The organism is Mediterraneibacter sp. ICN-202921 (assembly GCF_037890075.1).
GTDB classification, from domain to species: Bacteria; Bacillota; Clostridia; order Lachnospirales; family Lachnospiraceae; genus Mediterraneibacter; species Mediterraneibacter massiliensis.
The window spans coordinates 51,050-68,017 of the sequence record NZ_JBBKBE010000004.1 but is presented as its reverse complement, the minus strand read 5'-3'; the positions used below and the strand labels follow the sequence as shown (position 1 = coordinate 68,017).

12 protein-coding genes, 2 tRNA genes and 1 pseudogene are annotated in these 16,968 nt (G+C 43.9%); 2 read left to right on the top strand and 13 right to left on the bottom strand.

Features of this window, described 5'->3' with window-relative positions; all coding sequences use genetic code 11:
• The first annotated feature begins 38 nt into the window (after nucleotides 1–38).
• A complete protein-coding gene (locus tag WKT01_RS04950) occupies nucleotides 39–1,307 on the top strand; it encodes a M18 family aminopeptidase (RefSeq protein ID WP_059067244.1) in 1,269 nt (422 codons plus the stop codon).
• 27 nt (nucleotides 1,308–1,334) lie between these two features.
• On the opposite strand, the gene WKT01_RS04945 is transcribed toward WKT01_RS04950, so the two are convergent.
• From WKT01_RS04945 to WKT01_RS04920, 6 genes are all read right to left on the bottom strand, one after another.
• Nucleotides 1,335–3,026 carry a [FeFe] hydrogenase, group A gene (locus WKT01_RS04945; protein WP_117974577.1) on the bottom strand — a complete coding sequence of 564 codons (1,692 nt, stop codon included), beginning with the start codon at nucleotides 3,024–3,026 and terminating at the stop codon, nucleotides 1,335–1,337.
• A gap of 12 nt (nucleotides 3,027–3,038) precedes the next feature.
• Nucleotides 3,039–4,925 (bottom strand): NADH-quinone oxidoreductase subunit NuoF, encoded by a 1,887-nt coding sequence (gene nuoF / locus WKT01_RS04940; protein WP_059067240.1) that lies wholly within the window; start codon nucleotides 4,923–4,925, stop codon nucleotides 3,039–3,041.
• Nucleotides 4,926–4,929: 4 nt separating this feature from the next.
• Nucleotides 4,930–5,403 carry a complex I 24 kDa subunit family protein gene (locus WKT01_RS04935; protein WP_059067238.1) on the bottom strand — a complete coding sequence of 158 codons (474 nt, stop codon included), beginning with the start codon at nucleotides 5,401–5,403 and terminating at the stop codon, nucleotides 4,930–4,932.
• A gap of 340 nt (nucleotides 5,404–5,743) precedes the next feature.
• Nucleotides 5,744–5,815, bottom strand: a tRNA-Cys gene (locus WKT01_RS04930).
• Nucleotides 5,816–5,867: 52 nt separating this feature from the next.
• A tRNA-Glu gene (locus tag WKT01_RS04925) sits at nucleotides 5,868–5,939 on the bottom strand.
• A gap of 123 nt (nucleotides 5,940–6,062) precedes the next feature.
• Nucleotides 6,063–7,448: a DUF6612 family protein gene (locus WKT01_RS04920; RefSeq protein WP_117974581.1), complete on the bottom strand. Its 1,386-nt coding sequence runs from the start codon at nucleotides 7,446–7,448 to the stop codon at nucleotides 6,063–6,065.
• Nucleotides 7,449–7,617: 169 nt separating this feature from the next.
• Here WKT01_RS04920 and WKT01_RS04915 point away from each other — a divergent pair.
• A pseudogene (locus tag WKT01_RS04915) lies at nucleotides 7,618–8,992 on the top strand (transposase).
• 214 nt (nucleotides 8,993–9,206) lie between these two features.
• Here WKT01_RS04915 and WKT01_RS04910 read toward each other — a convergent pair.
• From WKT01_RS04910 to WKT01_RS04880, 7 genes are all read right to left on the bottom strand, one after another.
• Nucleotides 9,207–11,558, bottom strand: coding sequence for a transglutaminase domain-containing protein (locus WKT01_RS04910; RefSeq protein ID WP_340311556.1), 2,352 nt, complete (start codon nucleotides 11,556–11,558; stop codon nucleotides 9,207–9,209).
• A gap of 107 nt (nucleotides 11,559–11,665) precedes the next feature.
• Nucleotides 11,666–12,187, bottom strand: a complete 522-nt coding sequence (locus WKT01_RS04905) for a hypothetical protein (RefSeq protein ID WP_117974583.1) — start codon at nucleotides 12,185–12,187, stop codon at nucleotides 11,666–11,668.
• Nucleotides 12,171–12,689: an RNA polymerase sigma factor gene (locus tag WKT01_RS04900; protein WP_059067222.1), complete on the bottom strand. Its 519-nt coding sequence runs from the start codon at nucleotides 12,687–12,689 to the stop codon at nucleotides 12,171–12,173. Before WKT01_RS04900 ends, WKT01_RS04905 begins: the two co-directional genes overlap by 17 nt.
• A 28-nt stretch (nucleotides 12,690–12,717) precedes the next feature.
• Nucleotides 12,718–13,881, bottom strand: coding sequence for a DUF3810 domain-containing protein (locus WKT01_RS04895; protein WP_340311555.1), 1,164 nt, complete (start codon nucleotides 13,879–13,881; stop codon nucleotides 12,718–12,720).
• 178 nt (nucleotides 13,882–14,059) lie between these two features.
• Nucleotides 14,060–14,671, bottom strand: coding sequence for a manganese catalase family protein (locus WKT01_RS04890; protein WP_340311554.1), 612 nt, complete (start codon nucleotides 14,669–14,671; stop codon nucleotides 14,060–14,062).
• Entirely contained in the window at nucleotides 14,635–15,120 is a 486-nt protein-coding gene (locus tag WKT01_RS04885) for a spore coat protein CotJB (RefSeq protein WP_162858217.1), read from the bottom strand. The genes WKT01_RS04890 and WKT01_RS04885 overlap by 37 nt, the downstream gene beginning before the upstream one ends.
• Nucleotides 15,121–15,211: 91 nt before the next feature.
• The gene (locus tag WKT01_RS04880) at nucleotides 15,212–16,810 is read right to left on the bottom strand and encodes a xylulokinase (RefSeq protein WP_117974585.1); all 1,599 of its coding nucleotides are present in this window, start codon (nucleotides 16,808–16,810) and stop codon (nucleotides 15,212–15,214) included.
• Nucleotides 16,811–16,968: the final 158 nt, after the last annotated feature.

Sequence of the window (16,968 nt, the reverse complement as noted above, 5' to 3'; positions counted from 1 at the left end):
ATATCTCATCAAAATATCTGAATCAGGAGGTCAGCAACATGTATCAGAAGACTGCCGAAGAACTTCTTAAATTTTTATCTAAAAGCCCTACCAGTTTTCATGCTGTTTTTACAATGAAGGAAATGCTCTTTCAGGAAGGATACCAAGAATTAAAAGAGACACAAAAATGGGATTTGAAAAAGGGCGGACGCTATCTCGTCACAAGAAATGAATCTTCCCTGATCGCCTTTTCCATTCCAGAAAGAGAAATAGACGGCTATCGCATCATGACAAGCCACAGTGATTCTCCTTCTTTTAAAATAAAGGAAAATCCAGAGATTCTCACAGAAGACAGATATGTAAAATTAAATGTAGAACGCTATGGAGGCATGCTCTGTGCTCCCTGGTTTGACCGTCCACTTTCTGTGGCAGGCAGAGTGGTCGTCAAAAAAAACGGCGTATTTCTCTCCCGCCTCGTCAATATAGACAGAGACCTGGTCCTGATTCCTAACCTTGCCATTCACATGGACCGCACGGCCAATGACGGCTACAAATATAATATACAAAAAGATCTCCTCCCTCTCTATGGCACAGTCACTGCAAAAGGCACGTTTTTTCAACAGATCGCCGATGCCGCCGGTGTCACCCCAGCTGAAATCTTGGGACACGACCTTTTCTTATATAATCGACAGGAAGGAACGATCTGGGGCGCAGACAATGAATTTATCTCTGCCGGACGCTTAGACGATCTGCAGTGCGCCTTTGCTTCTCTTAAAGGATTTCTACAGGGGAAAAAAGAAAACTCCCTCGCTGTCCACTGTGTACTGGACAACGAGGAAGTAGGAAGTCAGACGAAACAAGGCGCGGCTTCTACCTTTCTCTATGACACCCTAACCCGGATCAATAGTTCTCTTGGGTTTACCCGGGAAGACTACCTTATACAGCTTGCTAAGAGTTTTATGATCTCCGCTGACAATGCACATGCCGTGCATCCAAATCATATGGATAAGGCAGACCCGACAAACCGCCCTTATTTAAATGAAGGCATTGTCATCAAATATAATGCGAACCAAAAATACTGTACAGACGGAATCTCCTCTGCCATGTTTAAAGATATCTGCCGGGAAGCCGACGTTCCTGTACAGACTTTTGTCAACCGTTCCGACATGGCAGGAGGTTCCACACTGGGCAATATTTCCAATACCCAAGTAGCGTTAAATACCGTGGACATCGGACTGCCGCAGCTTGCCATGCATTCCCCGTACGAAACATCCGGCATAAAAGATACCGCTTACCTGATCAAAGCGGCAGCGGTATTCTTTCACTAGGCTGTATATACTTCCATATTTTTGCTTCTATTGCTGCATCTCGTTATGCAGCAATTTGTGTTCTTTCCCTTTCAAAATTCCTTCATACACGGTTGCTACGATCGGATTTTCATTAGACAATTTGATCTGCGCCGTACTGTCGATCTTATACATGCCTTCCATTCTCGCCTTCTTCGTCCTCGGTCCGATCGGCACGGGCTGTCCGCCTCCAGCGATACAGCCTCTCTTGCATGCCATGACTTCTACAAAGTCATACTGCACTTCACCGGCTTTCATCTTATCCAGAACTTCTGAAGCACACTGCAGGCCATTCACGACCGCTATATGCACCTCTCTGCCGCCCAACTGCACTGTCGCTTCTTTGATACCCTCCGCCCCGCGGACTCCGGTAAAGCTGATTGCTTCTAAATCTTCCGCACGGTTGCTGTTCACCAGACGTCTTAACACAGCTTCTGTCACACCGCCGGTCACTCCAAAGATCGCGCCTGCGCCGGACGCAAGCCCGAACGGCATATCCAATGCCTCTGGTTTCACCTGTGCGAGATCGATCCCCGCTGCCTGTATCATTCTCGTAATTTCCGTAGTCGTCAGTACATAATCTACATTCTGTACACCGTCTGTAAAGTGTTCCGGTCTGGTGATCTCTGCTTTTTTCGCTGTGCAAGGCATGATGGATACCACCATGGTCTTTCTTGGATCCTGCTCTGCTTTCATCTTGGCTTCTTCCTTGAGCAAAGCGCCGAACATCTCCTGCGGAGAACGGCAGGAAGAAATATTTTTCCTAAATTCAGGATATTTCTTCTCGCAGAATTTTACCCATGCAGGACAGCAAGAGGTAAACAACGGCAGATCATCGCCGGATTCCAGGCGTTCTACTAATTCCTTCGATTCCTCCATGACCGTCAGATCGGCGCCAAAATTCGTGTCATACACCTCGTCAAATCCGATCCTGCGCAGAGCGGCAACAAGACGTCCCAATGTATTTTCACCTTTTTTGATTCCAAATTTATCTCCGACTGCCACACGCACTGCCGGCGCGATCTGTGCCACGACACGTACATTTTTATCTGCCAGTATCTTCCACACCGGTTCTACATCTTGTTTGATACTGATCGCTCCCGTCGGACAGACCGCACGACACTGGCCGCATCCTACACAGTCCGTCTCAGACAGATTCTTATTAAACGCTGGCGTTACCTGCATCTTGGAACCACGAAATGCAAAATCTAAAATTCCCAGTCCCTGGATTTCTTCACAGGTCCTCACACAGTCTCCGCATAAAATACATTTATTCGGATCACGGATGACACATGCCGAGGACGTATCTTTAGGAAGCTGTTTTTTATTATTTTCAAACCGTACATCCATGATCCCCAACTGTCTGGACAGCTTCTGCAAAGTACAGACTCCGTTTTTCGCACAAGTCGTACAATCCCGGCAGTGAGAGGCAAGCAGCAGCTCAATGATCATTTTTCTATGATGCTGCAGCCTCGGTGTATTCGTATAGATCACCATTCCATCCCGCGGCGTTTCTGAACAGGACGCGAATATTTTCCCTCTGTCATCCTCCACCACACACATACGGCAGGCGCCATACGTAGAAAGTTCTGAATGATAGCAAAAAGTCGGAAGGTCGATCCCTGATTTCCGGATAACGGAGAGAACATTTTTTTCATTCGTAAATTCTACTCTTCTATTATTGATCATCATATAACTCATGTCCGTGTCCTCCTAGCCTTCAATATGTATTGCGCCAAACGCACACGCACTCTCGCATGCGCCACATTTAATACATTTCTCGTTGTCGATTACATATGGTTCTTTTATCCTGCCGCTGATAGCGCCCACAGGACAGTTTCTGGCACACTTGGAGCATCCCTTGCAGCGTTCAGGACTGATGATAAATCTGCGCATCGCCGTACAGGTATGAGAAACACATTTTTTCTCCACCACATGCTCCATGTATTCCTCACGGAACAATTTTAATGTGCTCATAACCGGAAGCGCCGCGCTCTTTCCAAGGCCGCATAAAGCTGTATCCGTGATCGTTGTCGCCAATTCTTCTAAAAGATCTAGATCTTCGACTTTTCCGTTTCCTGCTACGATCCTTTCCAATATCTCCAGCATACGCTTTGTACCTTCCCGGCACGGCACACATTTGCCGCAGCTTTCGTTCTGTGTAAAATTCATAAAGAATCGCGCTACTTCTACCATACATGTATGATCATCCATGACAACAAGTCCGCCAGAACCGATCATAGCCCCCATTTTTTTCAGAGAATCAAAATCCAGATGCACATCCAGATGCGGTGTGATCAGACAGCCGCCGGAGGGACCGCCGATCTGTACTGCCTTAAATTCTCCGTCCCCTTTTATTCCACCGCCTATATCATAAATAACTTCCCGCAGTGTTGTTCCCATAGGCACTTCGATCAATCCCGTATGTTTTACGCTTCCTGTCAGGGCAAATGCCTTTGTCCCCGGACTATTCTCCGGTCCTATACGTTTAAACCAATCTGCCCCTTCTAATATGATCATCGGTACATTCGCAAAGGTTTCCACATTGTTCAGAACTGTCGGTTTGCCAAATAGCCCTTGTTCTACTGTCCGAGGCGGCTTTACACGAGGCATTCCTCGATTTCCTTCAATAGAAGCCGTCAAGGCGCTTCCTTCCCCACAGACAAAAGCTCCTGCCCCACGATTGATATGTAGACGAAAACTAAAATCGGTCCCCAGGATATTGTCTCCTAATAAACCACACTCCTCCGCCTGGCTGATCGCAAGCTTCAGACGGCTGATCGCAAGAGGATACTCCGCGCGTACATAGATATACCCTTCCTTTGCCCCAACCGCGTAAGCGCCGATCATCATGCCTTCGATCATTTTATGCGGATCGCCTTCCATGATGCTTCTGTCCATAAAAGCGCCCGGATCTCCTTCATCTCCGTTGCAGACAACATAGCGTGTCTTTTCTTTTTGCCTTGCCACCTGAGACCATTTATATCCGGTCGGAAAGCCACCGCCTCCCCGTCCCCGGAGACTGGAATCTGAAATTTCCTGTATCACTTCCTCCGGTGTCATCTCAAACAACGCTTTTTCCAAAGCCTTATAGCCGCCTGTAGAAAGATATTCCTGAATATGCTCTGCATCGATATGTCCGCAGTTTTTCAATACGTTTCTTGTCTGTTTCTTATAAAAAGGGATATCTTCCTGCCGTTTATATTCGATCCCGTCCTGTTTAAACAAAAGATGACGTATAGGATCCCCTCTTTCGATCGTCCTGTGGAAGATCTCCTCACAGTCTTCCAGCTGCACTTTTGTATACAGGATCCCCTGAGGCTCGATCCTCATAAGCGGTCCCATCTCACAAAAACCATGGCATCCGCTCTTTTTTACAGCAATCTCGCCGTCACCATGTGCGATTTCCGGTCCAAAATGTACTTCTACATCCGGATTATCCTTCACTAATTCACACATTCTTTCATAAATTTTGCCGGAACCTCCAGCTAAACATCCTGTCCCCGCGCAGATCAGGATTCTACACTTACTGTTTTCCATCTGTGCCTTTGAAGTCTGGCGTATCTGCTCCAGTATTTCTCTGTTTTCTATTCTTTCCATACGCTTATGCTCCTCTCAATTCATGAATCAGCTCTGCCGCGGCATCCGGAGTCATAGCCGGGTATACTTTGTCATTAACAGTCAGCACAGGTGCCAGCCCGCAGGCGCCAAGGCAGGAGACTGTCTCCAGAGTAAACATCATATCATCTGTGGTCGCTTTCTCACTGGATAAACCCAATTCACTGTACAGACGTTCCAAAATAGGGATGGATTTACGCACATGGCAGGCTGTCCCATCACAGACTTTAATGATATATTTCCCTTTTGGCTCAAAAGAAAAGTTTTCATAAAATGTAGCCACACTATACGCTTTCGCTTCATTGATTCCAAGCTTTCCCGCCACATAATCTAAGAGTTCCGGCGGAAGATAACGATACTCTGCCTGGATATCCTGGATAATAGGAATGAGAGATGCCTGTTCGGCGCCATGTTCCGCAATAATCTCATCCGTCTTGTCATAATAGCTTTGGTCTAACATTGGGATCCCTCCTTATTTTCATACATTATAGTTAAAAAATTATCAATTAAAAATTATTATATGGTAATCTTATATAATATTCAACTGTTTTTATGTATTTTTTGTAGTACATTATTACTGTTTATCTGCTCTATTTTTTTGTGCTTTTTATAATTTTTTCAACCGTATTACAGAGGACAAAAACGCAAAAAATCCCTATAGAAACCTTACGGCACTCGGCCTTAGATCTCTGTAGGGAATTTTAAACCTAGTCAAAAAGAAGCATTTTTTGCTTTCGTACACCATCCGGCTGCACCTAAAATAAAAAACCTGAAAACACAAGGTTTTCAGGTCTTTTAAGAGGCGCAGACCGGATTTGAACCGGTGAATCAGGGTGTTGCAGACCCACGCCTTACCGCTTGGCTACTGCGCCTTATCATAAAACCGCTGCTTTAGGATGTCTACATCCTTTTACATGCGATCAATGACTCCGACGGGAATCGAACCCGTGTTACCGCCGTGAAAGGGCGATGTCTTAACCGCTTGACCACGGAGCCTCAAAACAATCACTGCTTCCGCAGTGACCGTTTTTTATATTAGCATATATGTTTCTCTTTTGCAAGCCTTTTTTTCAAGTTTCTTTCAAAAGTTTCTTTCAAAAATCTACTTAAACTCTTTTTCTATTCATGATGATCCATATACATACTCATAACCAGTCCTGTCTCTGCCTCAAAATCAATCTCGCATCCGTTATAGTAACTGTCTTCTGCATACCAGCTGTACATATCCATATAGTCTCCTTCATAGACATCTTCACATGCACCATACGCTGCTGTCACTTCTTCTACTGTAGAGCCGATCTGGATTCCGCCCGGGAAGATCACTGTCATACCGCCATTTTCCAAGCCATAATCATCTACAGAAATCCCGCCAACCAAGCAGTCTTTTAATTCCAGCGCAGAACCGGATGTATTGAGAGCATCTACCATGATCTGGTTTCCATTTTCATCCATGAAATAGGCAAGTTCATACTCTCCTGTATTGACCATATAATTAGCCGGTGTGTAGCTCGTATCCAATGTCAGACCTAACGCTTCAAGTTCCGACATCTCACAAGGAAGTGTCAGCACCGTATCATTGATCTGTACTGTATAGCTGTCCCAACTGTCTCCCAGTTTACCGCTCTGTTTCGCAGGCGTTGCTTTTTTATCTGTACCTTCATCCTCGTCCATGTCAAAGTCGTCTGCCGCATCCCCGGAAACTGCCTCTTTCGCCTCATCTGGAACTTTAATCTCTTTTACCTTATCATATTCTACATAAGTCATTTCTATATAGAAATCGGATACTTCTACATCTTCTCCGGTTTCTCCCATCATAGATTCCATAACTTCCTTCATGTCTATGTTCACTCTTGCCGGGAGGATAGATTCTTTGTAGACTTCTACCGTACATGGGATCGTCACATCTTCTAAAGCGTCTTCATCCATGACTCCGTCTAAACCGAATGAGCTCATCATCTCTTCATCGAACAGTCCGTTTAAACTTTCTCCTTTGATCTCTCCTTTAAGTTCAAAACATTCTTCCCCTTCTACATCTGTCAGATCTTCTGATAATTCAAAATCATCTGCCATATCTTCAAAACCGCCAAACATGTTCTCGCTGAGCACATCGATTTCGCTTTCGTCCATTTCTTCCTTAGACCACTCATCTTCGATCATGCTGTATGATACATATGTATCATCTTCCTTGATCGAATACGCTTCCATCTGCGTACTCATACTGGATCCACTAAAATCTATAGAAATATCCCCTTCAATATGTGCCGCTTCCGGTTTCTTCGTAGCCTCTACATCCAGTTCCATACCTATTCCCATAGTATCTGTTCCGTCTGTTAAGGATGCTTCCACATTCATGCTGCAAAGTGCGGATTTGATGTCCTTCATATTCTCGGACATATCCTTAAATAAATTTTCCGGCGTCGCCTTTGTTCCACAGCCGGACAACAGCGTTGCTGTCATTACTGCGACCATACCCGTCGCTGCTACTCGTTTCCCATACTTCTTCATAGATTTTTCTCCTTTTCCTTTTAGTTAGTTTAGGCGTTTGCGAAACGCCACAAGCCGCATAAATACGGCATTTTAACTTTTATAAAACAAAACATCTCCTCAACGGATTGTGGTAAAATAGAGTTGCCTAGAAACTATAAACCAACCACCCGAAAGGAGATGTACCTATATGATAACATATAAGCAGCTCACTTTGGCAGAAGTTTTTGAAAATTGCCAAAATAAATTCGATAATGACAAATATCAGTTTCTTTCTCTACTTGACCAAACCATTAATCTTGATGAAATTGTTCCTGTTTCTTTTGTTACTCATTTTCACGCTTCTACAGGAAGACCTCGCAAGCATCAGCTTTATCCTATAATCAAGGCTCTCCTTATTCAGCGCATTTTCTCAATCCCGACCGATACTCTTCTGATCATATTTTTAAAATATTCTCAGGAACTACGGGATTTTTGTGGCTTCCGTGTTGTTCCTGATGCCTCAAAATTCACCCGTTTTAAACAGGACTTTCTTATGGACTTACAATCGATGTTTGATCACTTAGTTGATATCACTGAACCGATCTGCCAACGTATTGATTCTAACCTTGCTTCCATGAGCATCTTTGATACTTCTGGAATTGAGGCATGGGTGACAGAAAATAATCCGAAATACGCGAACCGTATCATAAAACAGTTAAAGGCCTTTGCAAAGGCTCACAACTTTGATCCTTACAAAGCTGCTTACGGCTCAATGCCCACACACGCTGCTGCTAACCCGGCTATCCAACAGATGTATATCAACGGACATTTCTGCTATGCCTATAAGTTTGGTATTGTCACGAATGGTCTTGGTATTGTTCGCGATATTACCTTCTACAATAAAGATTTCCTAAATGCTCATCCTGATATCATTGTTGAAAAGAAATCCGATTCGCCAGATGAAGATAAATCACTTGCGGACTCTAAGGCGCTGCTCCCTGTTTTGATTGATTTCTTTCAGAAGCATCCTTTGATCAACCCTAAAACTTTTCTAGGCGATGCCGCTTTTGATACCATTGAAATCTACAAAGCCCTTTTGGATGATCTTGGCTTTGAAAAAGCATTGATTCCACTCCGGACAAAACTATCAATGGAAGAACATGGCTACACCTTCAACGAAAATGGTGTTCCTTGCTGTCCGCATGATTCCACACTTCCAATGAAACGGGAAGGGAGTAAATCTCATCTGAGAAGCAAACTTCCCAGCATGAAGTTTGTATGCCCTAAAATGAAATGGGAATACAACCGCGAAACCAAAACGAAACGCCGTGTCTGCCACTGTGAGAACCCCTGTACCACATCTTCCTGTGGAAGAATGATTTACATTTACCCCGAAAAGAATCTGCGTGCCTATCCCGGTGTGGAACGTGGTTCCGTAGAATGGGATGAGACCTACAAAATCCGTGTAAACGTTGAAAAATCAATCAACCATTTTAAAGACAGTTTCTGTATTGCCGGTCGTAAAACCCAAAATGAGAAAACACTACATGCAGATTTGTTGCTTGCAGGAATTTCTCAGTTAATAACTGTCATGGTTGCTGATAAAATTCACCAGCATCAATATATACGAAGTTTAAAACCACTCATAGCATAGGACTTACCAACTTCATAAGCCCATGAGGTTTATTTGTTGTGCCAAGAAATGAACGATTTTCACTTCCTATCTCAAGAATCCTGCATGACAGGATCCTTTGCCTGTTTTTAATCAGGATTGCGGACTTGTTTCGCAATTACCTATTAGTTAGTTAAATATATCACTCCCATCCAATATGTGCCGCTTACATCACTGCTTCCATATTGGGTGATAACCTGTTCAGCAATTTCCATAAATTCCTCGTCATTAAGGTTATAATCCGTCCTGAAAACTGCACTCCCCTCTTCTTCTAATGCTTCTGTTACCGGGGTCACGATCTCTTCCTGTCCATAAAATTTTTCTTCTATATGATAATATTCATTTTCATCGGTAGAAGCCTCATACTCTTTTACTTTGCTATCCAATGCATATCGTGTATCTTCTACCAGCACTTTTTTCGCCGCATTATCCGGAAGATTCAACAATGCATTGAAAATCAGTTCATTATCATTATTCGTACTGTCTACAATCTGCCACTGCCCCTCGATCTTTACTTTATTCCAGGCATGCGGAAGATCGCCGTCTAGATTTCCTGTCACTATGATACTCTCCAACCCTGCCGCATCCGCAAGAAGTTTAAATGCGCCTGCATAACTAGAGCATACACCTTTTTTGTTTAAAAGTACACCATATGGCGTAAATGCATCGTTAAATTTTTCATCCACCCCGACGAAATTATTTTCTTCTGCATTTTCCAGAGCATCCATATCATATTCTGCCGTGTCGCACAGATATTGGTTGATTGCCAGCTCTTTCTCCAATTCTGTCATATCTTCTGTAATGATCTCTTTTATGACATTCTGGACCTCAGCGGCAATTTTCTCCTGCTTTTGACTAATCTCGTCTGTATCTATATCATACTGCACAGACAATGTTTTTCCGTCCGCAGAGATTGAAGCGCTTTGTACGCCTAACACCATTGGATTCTGATAAACAGCTTCCTCCCAGGCATCCAGTAAATATTCCTGATCCGAGCTCTCCGGAAATTCAGACAAATCGATCGCCATATTGCCGCTCATCATATTTACGGCAAGGTACTCGCTCAAAGCGCTGTTTGCCGTGACAGGATATTCCGTAACCTGTACTTGCTCTGTGTCCTCTTTCGCTTCCTCTTGTTCCTCTGTCATTTCAATATCAATAGCTCCGCCTTTGCCGCGTAATTTTTCCTGCCGTTTATGTATTTCCTCCAAATCCTCTTCCCATGTGTCCGGGTCGTAATTTTCCACAACCACTGTGCCTGTAAAATCCGTACCGTCTATGGTATACGGTATTTCTACGATATCTACTTCCACCAGCCTTAGATCCGACATATCTGCCTTCTCATATTCTCCCCAGGTCTCTGTCTTTTGCTTAGCTTTATCAAAATCATAATTCACCAGTTTTTGCACCAGTGTCCCGTCACACATCGTGACCCATTTATACGCAGGCATTTCTTCAAAACCTTCTGTATAGTTGGAACCTTCCTCCGACAGACTCATTCCCACTTCTTCGGTATAAGGAACTTTCCTGGCTATATCCTTCACATCAAATGTATTGCTGATCGCCGATGTCCCATCCTCTGACGCTGCGATCACACAGTAATACGTATCGTATTCCGAATTTCTCGGAATAGCTTCTGTTCCCTCTCCATATTCTTCTATATAATATTGCTCGCTTCTGTCTGCCTCAGACACCGCATACGTAACAAACTGTCCGTTAGACTCCGGTGTCCACTCTGTTTCGTCTGTACTTGCCCGCACCAGACCGCTCCCGGAGAAACCGCTGTCTTCATTATAGACCAGAGACATCACATAATATCGCTCCGCCCCTTTTATAGGTTTCCATGTAAATACAGGCTTTCCATCCTCACTTATTGTCAGATTAACTTTCGGCGCCTTCTCCACCTCATGCTTTACTTTAAAAACAGTCACCTTCGGTTTGGCAAGCGCTTCTCCCGTCTCGCAGTCCACATACTGCACCATATAATATTGAGGAAGATTGCCCCAGTCATTTAATTCTCCCTTGTCAAACAATGTGCCGTCTGACGGATGATACCCTGGATCTTCTTCTCCCAGATCTATACTGGCGATACCCGCCGTCTCCCATCTGGGCGGTGTGACAGACAGCACCTGGGTTTCCTCATCCCACTCAAAATGGGAGCCGACAGCCTGCGTAAGCTGCGCATCTTTATACACATTTACAATCTGTGTATACTCTGTAAACTCTCCGCCTTTAATGTCAAATCCCATTTGCAGCGTCAGCTTCTCATCCCGTCCTACATCTTTTATAGGCTCTGTATATTCATATTTCTCGTCCTGTACATATTTCTCTTTCGTCTTTTCTGCGAGTTTCTTGGTTTCCATGACTGCGCCGTTTTTCTTTGTGCTGTCATTTCCGGTGCTGCCGCCGGCAGAACATCCTGTTATCAGCATGACTGCTGCTGCCGTACAAATATATCTAGCATATTTTATTTTCACTTTCTCACCTCTCTGCTGCTTTTAGTTCCATTCCTTCTGTACAAAGACATGTTCTTGATCCGTGTTCTGCTTATAATACCTCGCATCCCTGCAAAAGGTTACAGCAATTACAGCCGTTTTTTCAAATATGCCAAAAAATCTTCATACGAAATATCTTCTCCCTTTAAATAACAATACTTTCCTTCCTTTTTATACGCCGCAAACCATTTTGACTCTCCTGTTTTGCCGATATGCACTTCACAGCCATTTACTTTGCTGGGCTTGATATCCCACAATTCCCGCGGAGCGATATCCTTTTCTTCCCCTGTGTGAAGTTCTATATTTTCCTCCGTTTTTTCACTGTCTTTTGCGTTTTCTCCTGTTTTGTCTGTGTCCGTTTTCCCCAGATTTCTTTCAATATTCCATTGCGCAGAGGCGACCTGTATCTCTTCTACGTATACCTTGTCTCTTGCCGCAAATCGCCAAGTTCCCAAAATCGCCAGGCACAGACAAGCCACAGCGGCACCGTTTCTGACGATATAGAATACCTTTCTTTTGCTCTTTTCTTTTCGCATCTGCTTTCTCGTCTTCTCTAGAAGTTCCTGGGGAGCGTGAATTTTATCATTTGCACTTTTATATTGCTCCTGCATGTCCGAATTCTCCTTTCAGTACTTCTCTTAGCTTCGCCCTGGCACGGGAAAGTCTTGTCTTTACTAATGACTCTGACACATTCAGTACCTCACCGATCTGTTTCACCGTATATTCTTCGTAATAAAATAAATGTATGACATTCTTGTAGTCTGCAGGAAGCGCCTGCACAGCCTCATATACACTGTGCTCTTTCGTTTCCATCTCATAAGACATCTCTTTCCCCGGCTCTGATACAAAAGGCACCGTTTTTCTTCTGTATGCATTGTCAAACTGTTTCTTACAGCAGTTTATCGTAACACGGATAAGCCATGCCTTTAAATGTTCTTCGTTTTCAATGCGATTCTTATATTTTACAAGCCGCAGAAACACCTCTTGGAAAACATCCTCCGCCTCACTTTTATTCTTCATCTGAAGCACAGCGATACGGTATACCATGTCTCCATATTCTAAAAGCGCCTTTTCTGTATCTATTTTATATCTTTCCTGTACCAGTCCTTTCATATAAAATACCCTTCATCTCCTGTAAAAGTTACAGCCTTTCATAAAAATATGCCACGATCAAATCTGCCATTCTGTCATAACTGTATACTCCTTCTGCCTGTCCGTTCACTTTCAAATAGGTATCATTTACTTTGTTCGCTACTTCTGCGACTGTCCCGTCATATGTATTCCAAAATATATTGTTTGCTGCCAGATCCGCTTCTGCATCCTCTGCCAGTTCCCCTCGCACTTCCTGCCACTTCTGCGGAGATACCTCATATAGTGTATTCATACAATACAGCCACCCAGACAGATACCCGCTGTATTGAAACACCATATCCTGTGACTCTGTACAGGCAAGAAACGCGATAAAGTTTGCCTCCTGTTCCTGCATAAATCCACGCAGATGAGAAAGCTCATGACAGAGTGTAAACGGTATGTTGTATGCCGGCATGTCCGCATTATAACCGGCTTCTATAGTAAACGGTATATACATTCCTGTCAGTCCTTGATAAGAGAGTATCTCCGAAACGAGCAGTCCTTTAGGGCGCGGATAATATCCCCGGAGACAGGAAAATGTGCCGCTTAGATTTTTCATAGCCTTTACAGATTCTTTCTCTGCTGCTCTTAGAGCAGTGGACTTTTTTTCTTCAGCTTCTAACTGCAATCTCCCTTCTGTATCTCTTGGAACTTTATCCGCTCTTATATTGACCTCCTTCGTAAGCCAGAGGCAGACTTCCTCCAATTCTTCTGTACTATATTCTCTGATATCGATTCCCGCCTCATCTGAAAAAGATCCTCTGTGGTAATTGATCCCACAGCAGGTCACATAGAGAAATAAAAGGATGCCTGCTGCTAAAAATACCCTGGAAAACCACCTATAAAAAAGGACTCCTTTTTTCCCTCCGGTCAGCATCCTTCCCATCATATGAACAGTAGATATAAACAGAAGCGCAAGAAGTATGTACAGCAAAATTTCCGCCATAGAAAATGGGAACAGAGCGGACACCCTTCCCAGGAAAGATACCAGAAAAAAATAGACATGCGTGGAATACCACTGTGCCATTCTGTCATTGCAAGCCGCGCACACGAGAAGAATTACGCCGGATACCAAAAGGATCGCAGCCGCAGCAGCATAACCGTCATATCTATAAATCTCCCTATCCTTTTTAGCTCTTTTGCGGAACATTTTTCTTTTTGCCTTGTTTTTCATATTGTTTATCTGCATGTTGAAATTTTTTTATAAGTTTATGATTATTTTATCATATATTTATATGAAGAAAAAGAAATATTCGCGCAATTGAAGCTAAAATAATGAGATTAAAAAGAAAAACCGGCGAGACATTTACAATCTCGCCGGGCTTCCGCGTAAAATAAAAACACAACTCGTTTTATTTTCGAAAAAGTGTCTTATCAAATTCTGGATTAAAATAATAATAATTCTGACTGTCCAATTTTTCTTTTACCTTTTCCAGTGCTTCTCCAAAGCGCTGAAAATGAACGATCTCTCTTGTCCGCAGGAATTTCAATGGTTCTCTGACCTCCGGATCGGTTATCATCCTAAGAAGATTATCATATACTGTACGGGCTTTTTGCTCTGCCGCCAGATCTTCTGTCAGATCTGTGACCGCATCGCCTTTAGACTGGAATTCCGTCGCCGAAAAGGGCAGCGATGACGCAGCCTGTGGCCACAATCCACTGGTATGGTCTATATAATATGCGTCAAACCCTGCCGTCTTTGCTTCTTCTATAGTCAGATTTTTTGTAAGCTGGTACACCATGGCACAGATCATTTCCATATGCGCCAATTCTTCCGTACCTATATCTGTCAGCAGCCCTCCGACTTCTTTGACCGGCATCGAATACCGCTGCGCCAAATATCGCATGGACGCCGACAATTCCCCATCCGATCCGCCGTACTGACTGATAATAAGCTGTGCCGTCTTGGGACATGTCTTTGTGATCTTTACAGGAAACTGGAGTCTTTTTTCATAATACCACATAAAGTACATCCCCCTTCCCACGGCATTGGCAGTCTTTGCCAACCAAAATATTCTGTTTCTTTGTCTTCTGAACAGCAGTCTCTTGTCAATGGTCCGCATATTTCCGCAAACTTCTGCAAAAGTTCTTTTCTTTCACCGGTCTTTTTTAGAAACATTTGTAATGCCGCCGTATCCTGTTCGTGTGTATCCAGATATAAAGTCAGATCATCCAATACAAAACTGAGTTCCTGAATCTTTCCCAACATTTCTTCTTGTTCTGTCTGCCGAGGATCCAACTTCTCTCCTTCTGCCGCTTCTTGTTCTGCCCCTTCTGTCATTTCCTCCGCGGCAAAAAACGGTTTATCTAACGCTTTAAAGATCGTTCCCTTTTTTAAAGCTTCCCGGTCTAGATATAAATCTCCCCATTCCTGCACGGGAACTGTCGCTATCGCCAAATTTTTCTCCGACATAAAAACCACCCTTTCTGTATAAAATAATTGTGCCGGCACTTTTAGTGTCTGCATGTAAGAGTGTTTTTAGTTTAGAAAAATTCTCCTATATTTATAAAAGATTCTCTACCGCCGCTCTTTCAACCGCCAGTCCGTTTTTATACTGCCGCATAAATTTCTCGAACCCTACGACATCCTTTTCTGTCGGATCGCATGTATTTTCTTTTGCTGTATGATATACCCTGTCACGCAAAAATGTCTCCAAGGTCTCCTCTTCTCCACGTCTCATCCGATAAGCTGCCAACAGGGCAATTCCCCAGGCGCCGCCTTCTCCTGCTGTTTCCATAACAGACACCGGCGCTTTGACAGCCGCCGCGAGAAGCCGCTGTCCGACCTCCGGCGTTTTAAAAAATCCGCCGTGTCCGTATATCTTGTCTATTCTTATATTTTCCTTCTCATATAGGATATCCATCCCCATCCGGATGGCGCCTAGTGTCGTCATAAGATTGACACGCATAAAATTAGCCAGGTTAAAATGGCTCTTTGGCGTTCTCACAAATAAAGGACACCCTTTGTCAAAGCCTGTGATATGCTCCCCGGATAAATAGCAGTAAGATAAGAGCCCGCCGCCATCCGCTTCTCCTTCTAAGGCTTTCGCAAAAAGCGTGGTATAGAGTGTATCCATGTCTACCTTTGCCCCCACTGCCTCGGTAAATTCACGGAAAAGCTTCGCCCATCCGTTAATATCGGAAGTACAATTATTACAGTGTACCATCGCCACCAATTCTCCGGCAGGCGTTGTCACCATGTCCAACTCCGGATACACGCCATCCAGCTCTTTTTCCAATACGATCATAGCAAAAATAGATGTTCCCGCTGACACATTCCCTGTACATTTCGCTACGCTGTTCGTCGCAGTCATTCCCGTTCCGGCATCTGATTCCGGCGGGCACATAGGGATCCCTGCTTTCAGTCTTCCGGAAGGATCCAGAAGCGCGGCCCCTTTAGCCGTCAAGGCTCCCGCCTCTTCGCCGGCTAGCAGCACCTTCGGCAGTATCTGCCGAATCGTCCAAGGATACTTCTTGTCTGCGATCTTTTCATCGAACTTGTCCAACATTTCCGTGTGAAATTGTTTTTTCACTGTGTCCACAGGAAACATCCCCGATGCTTCTCCAATGCCTAAAACTTGTTCTCCCGTCAGTTTCCAATGTACATATCCTGCCAAAGTCGTTAGATAAGCAATATCCTTTACATGGGGTTCCTCATTTAAGATCGCCTGATACAAATGTGCAATACTCCATCTCTGCGGAATATTATAGCTAAACAGTTCTGTTAGTTCCTCTGCTGCCTGTCCCGTCATCGTATTGCGCCAAGTACGGAATGGCACCAGCAGCCTGCCAGTCTTGTCAAACGCCATGTATCCATGCATCATCCCGCTGATCCCGATAGCTTTTATCTGTGAGAGTTCTACGCCATATTCTTCTTCAACATTCCTGCACAGATCCTGATAGCAGCTTTGGAGCCCTGTCCATACATCTTCTATATGATAAGTCCAGATCTCATTTTCAAACCGGTTCTGCCACTCGTAACTCCCAGATGCAATAGGCATGTTCTCCCCATTGATCAGTACTCCTTTGATCCTGGTCGAACCAAATTCTATCCCAAGTATGGATTCTCCATTTACAATTTCCGCTCTTATTTTTCCATCCATATACGTTTCTCCTTCCATGGTCTGCTTATTCAATAGAAATCTCTCTGTATCTGCTTTCTATTATAGAGAAGCAGAACTGTATTTACAACATATATAGATAGAACTCCATACAACAAAAAAAGACCTGCTTACAAAAGCGGTCTCTTTTTATCTCTGTC

What these genes read in the sequence shown, in the direction of transcription:
- WKT01_RS04950 (WP_059067244.1), top strand. Translation starts at nt 39, where the DNA reads ATGTATCAGAAGACTGCCGAAGAACTTCTTAAATTTTTATCTAAAAGC.
- WKT01_RS04945 (WP_117974577.1), bottom strand. Translation starts at nt 3,026, where the DNA reads ATGAGTTATATGATGATCAATAATAGAAGAGTAGAATTTACGAATGAA.
- nuoF (WP_059067240.1), bottom strand. Translation starts at nt 4,925, where the DNA reads ATGGAAAGAATAGAAAACAGAGAAATACTGGAGCAGATACGCCAGACT.
- WKT01_RS04935 (WP_059067238.1), bottom strand. Translation starts at nt 5,403, where the DNA reads ATGTTAGACCAAAGCTATTATGACAAGACGGATGAGATTATTGCGGAA.
- WKT01_RS04920 (WP_117974581.1), bottom strand. Translation starts at nt 7,448, where the DNA reads ATGAAGAAGTATGGGAAACGAGTAGCAGCGACGGGTATGGTCGCAGTA.
- WKT01_RS04905 (WP_117974583.1), bottom strand. Translation starts at nt 12,187, where the DNA reads ATGCAGGAGCAATATAAAAGTGCAAATGATAAAATTCACGCTCCCCAG.
- WKT01_RS04900 (WP_059067222.1), bottom strand. Translation starts at nt 12,689, where the DNA reads ATGAAAGGACTGGTACAGGAAAGATATAAAATAGATACAGAAAAGGCG.
- WKT01_RS04895 (WP_340311555.1), bottom strand. Translation starts at nt 13,881, where the DNA reads ATGAAAAACAAGGCAAAAAGAAAAATGTTCCGCAAAAGAGCTAAAAAG.
- WKT01_RS04890 (WP_340311554.1), bottom strand. Translation starts at nt 14,671, where the DNA reads ATGTGGTATTATGAAAAAAGACTCCAGTTTCCTGTAAAGATCACAAAG.
- WKT01_RS04885 (WP_162858217.1), bottom strand. Translation starts at nt 15,120, where the DNA reads ATGTCGGAGAAAAATTTGGCGATAGCGACAGTTCCCGTGCAGGAATGG.
- WKT01_RS04880 (WP_117974585.1), bottom strand. Translation starts at nt 16,810, where the DNA reads ATGGATGGAAAAATAAGAGCGGAAATTGTAAATGGAGAATCCATACTT.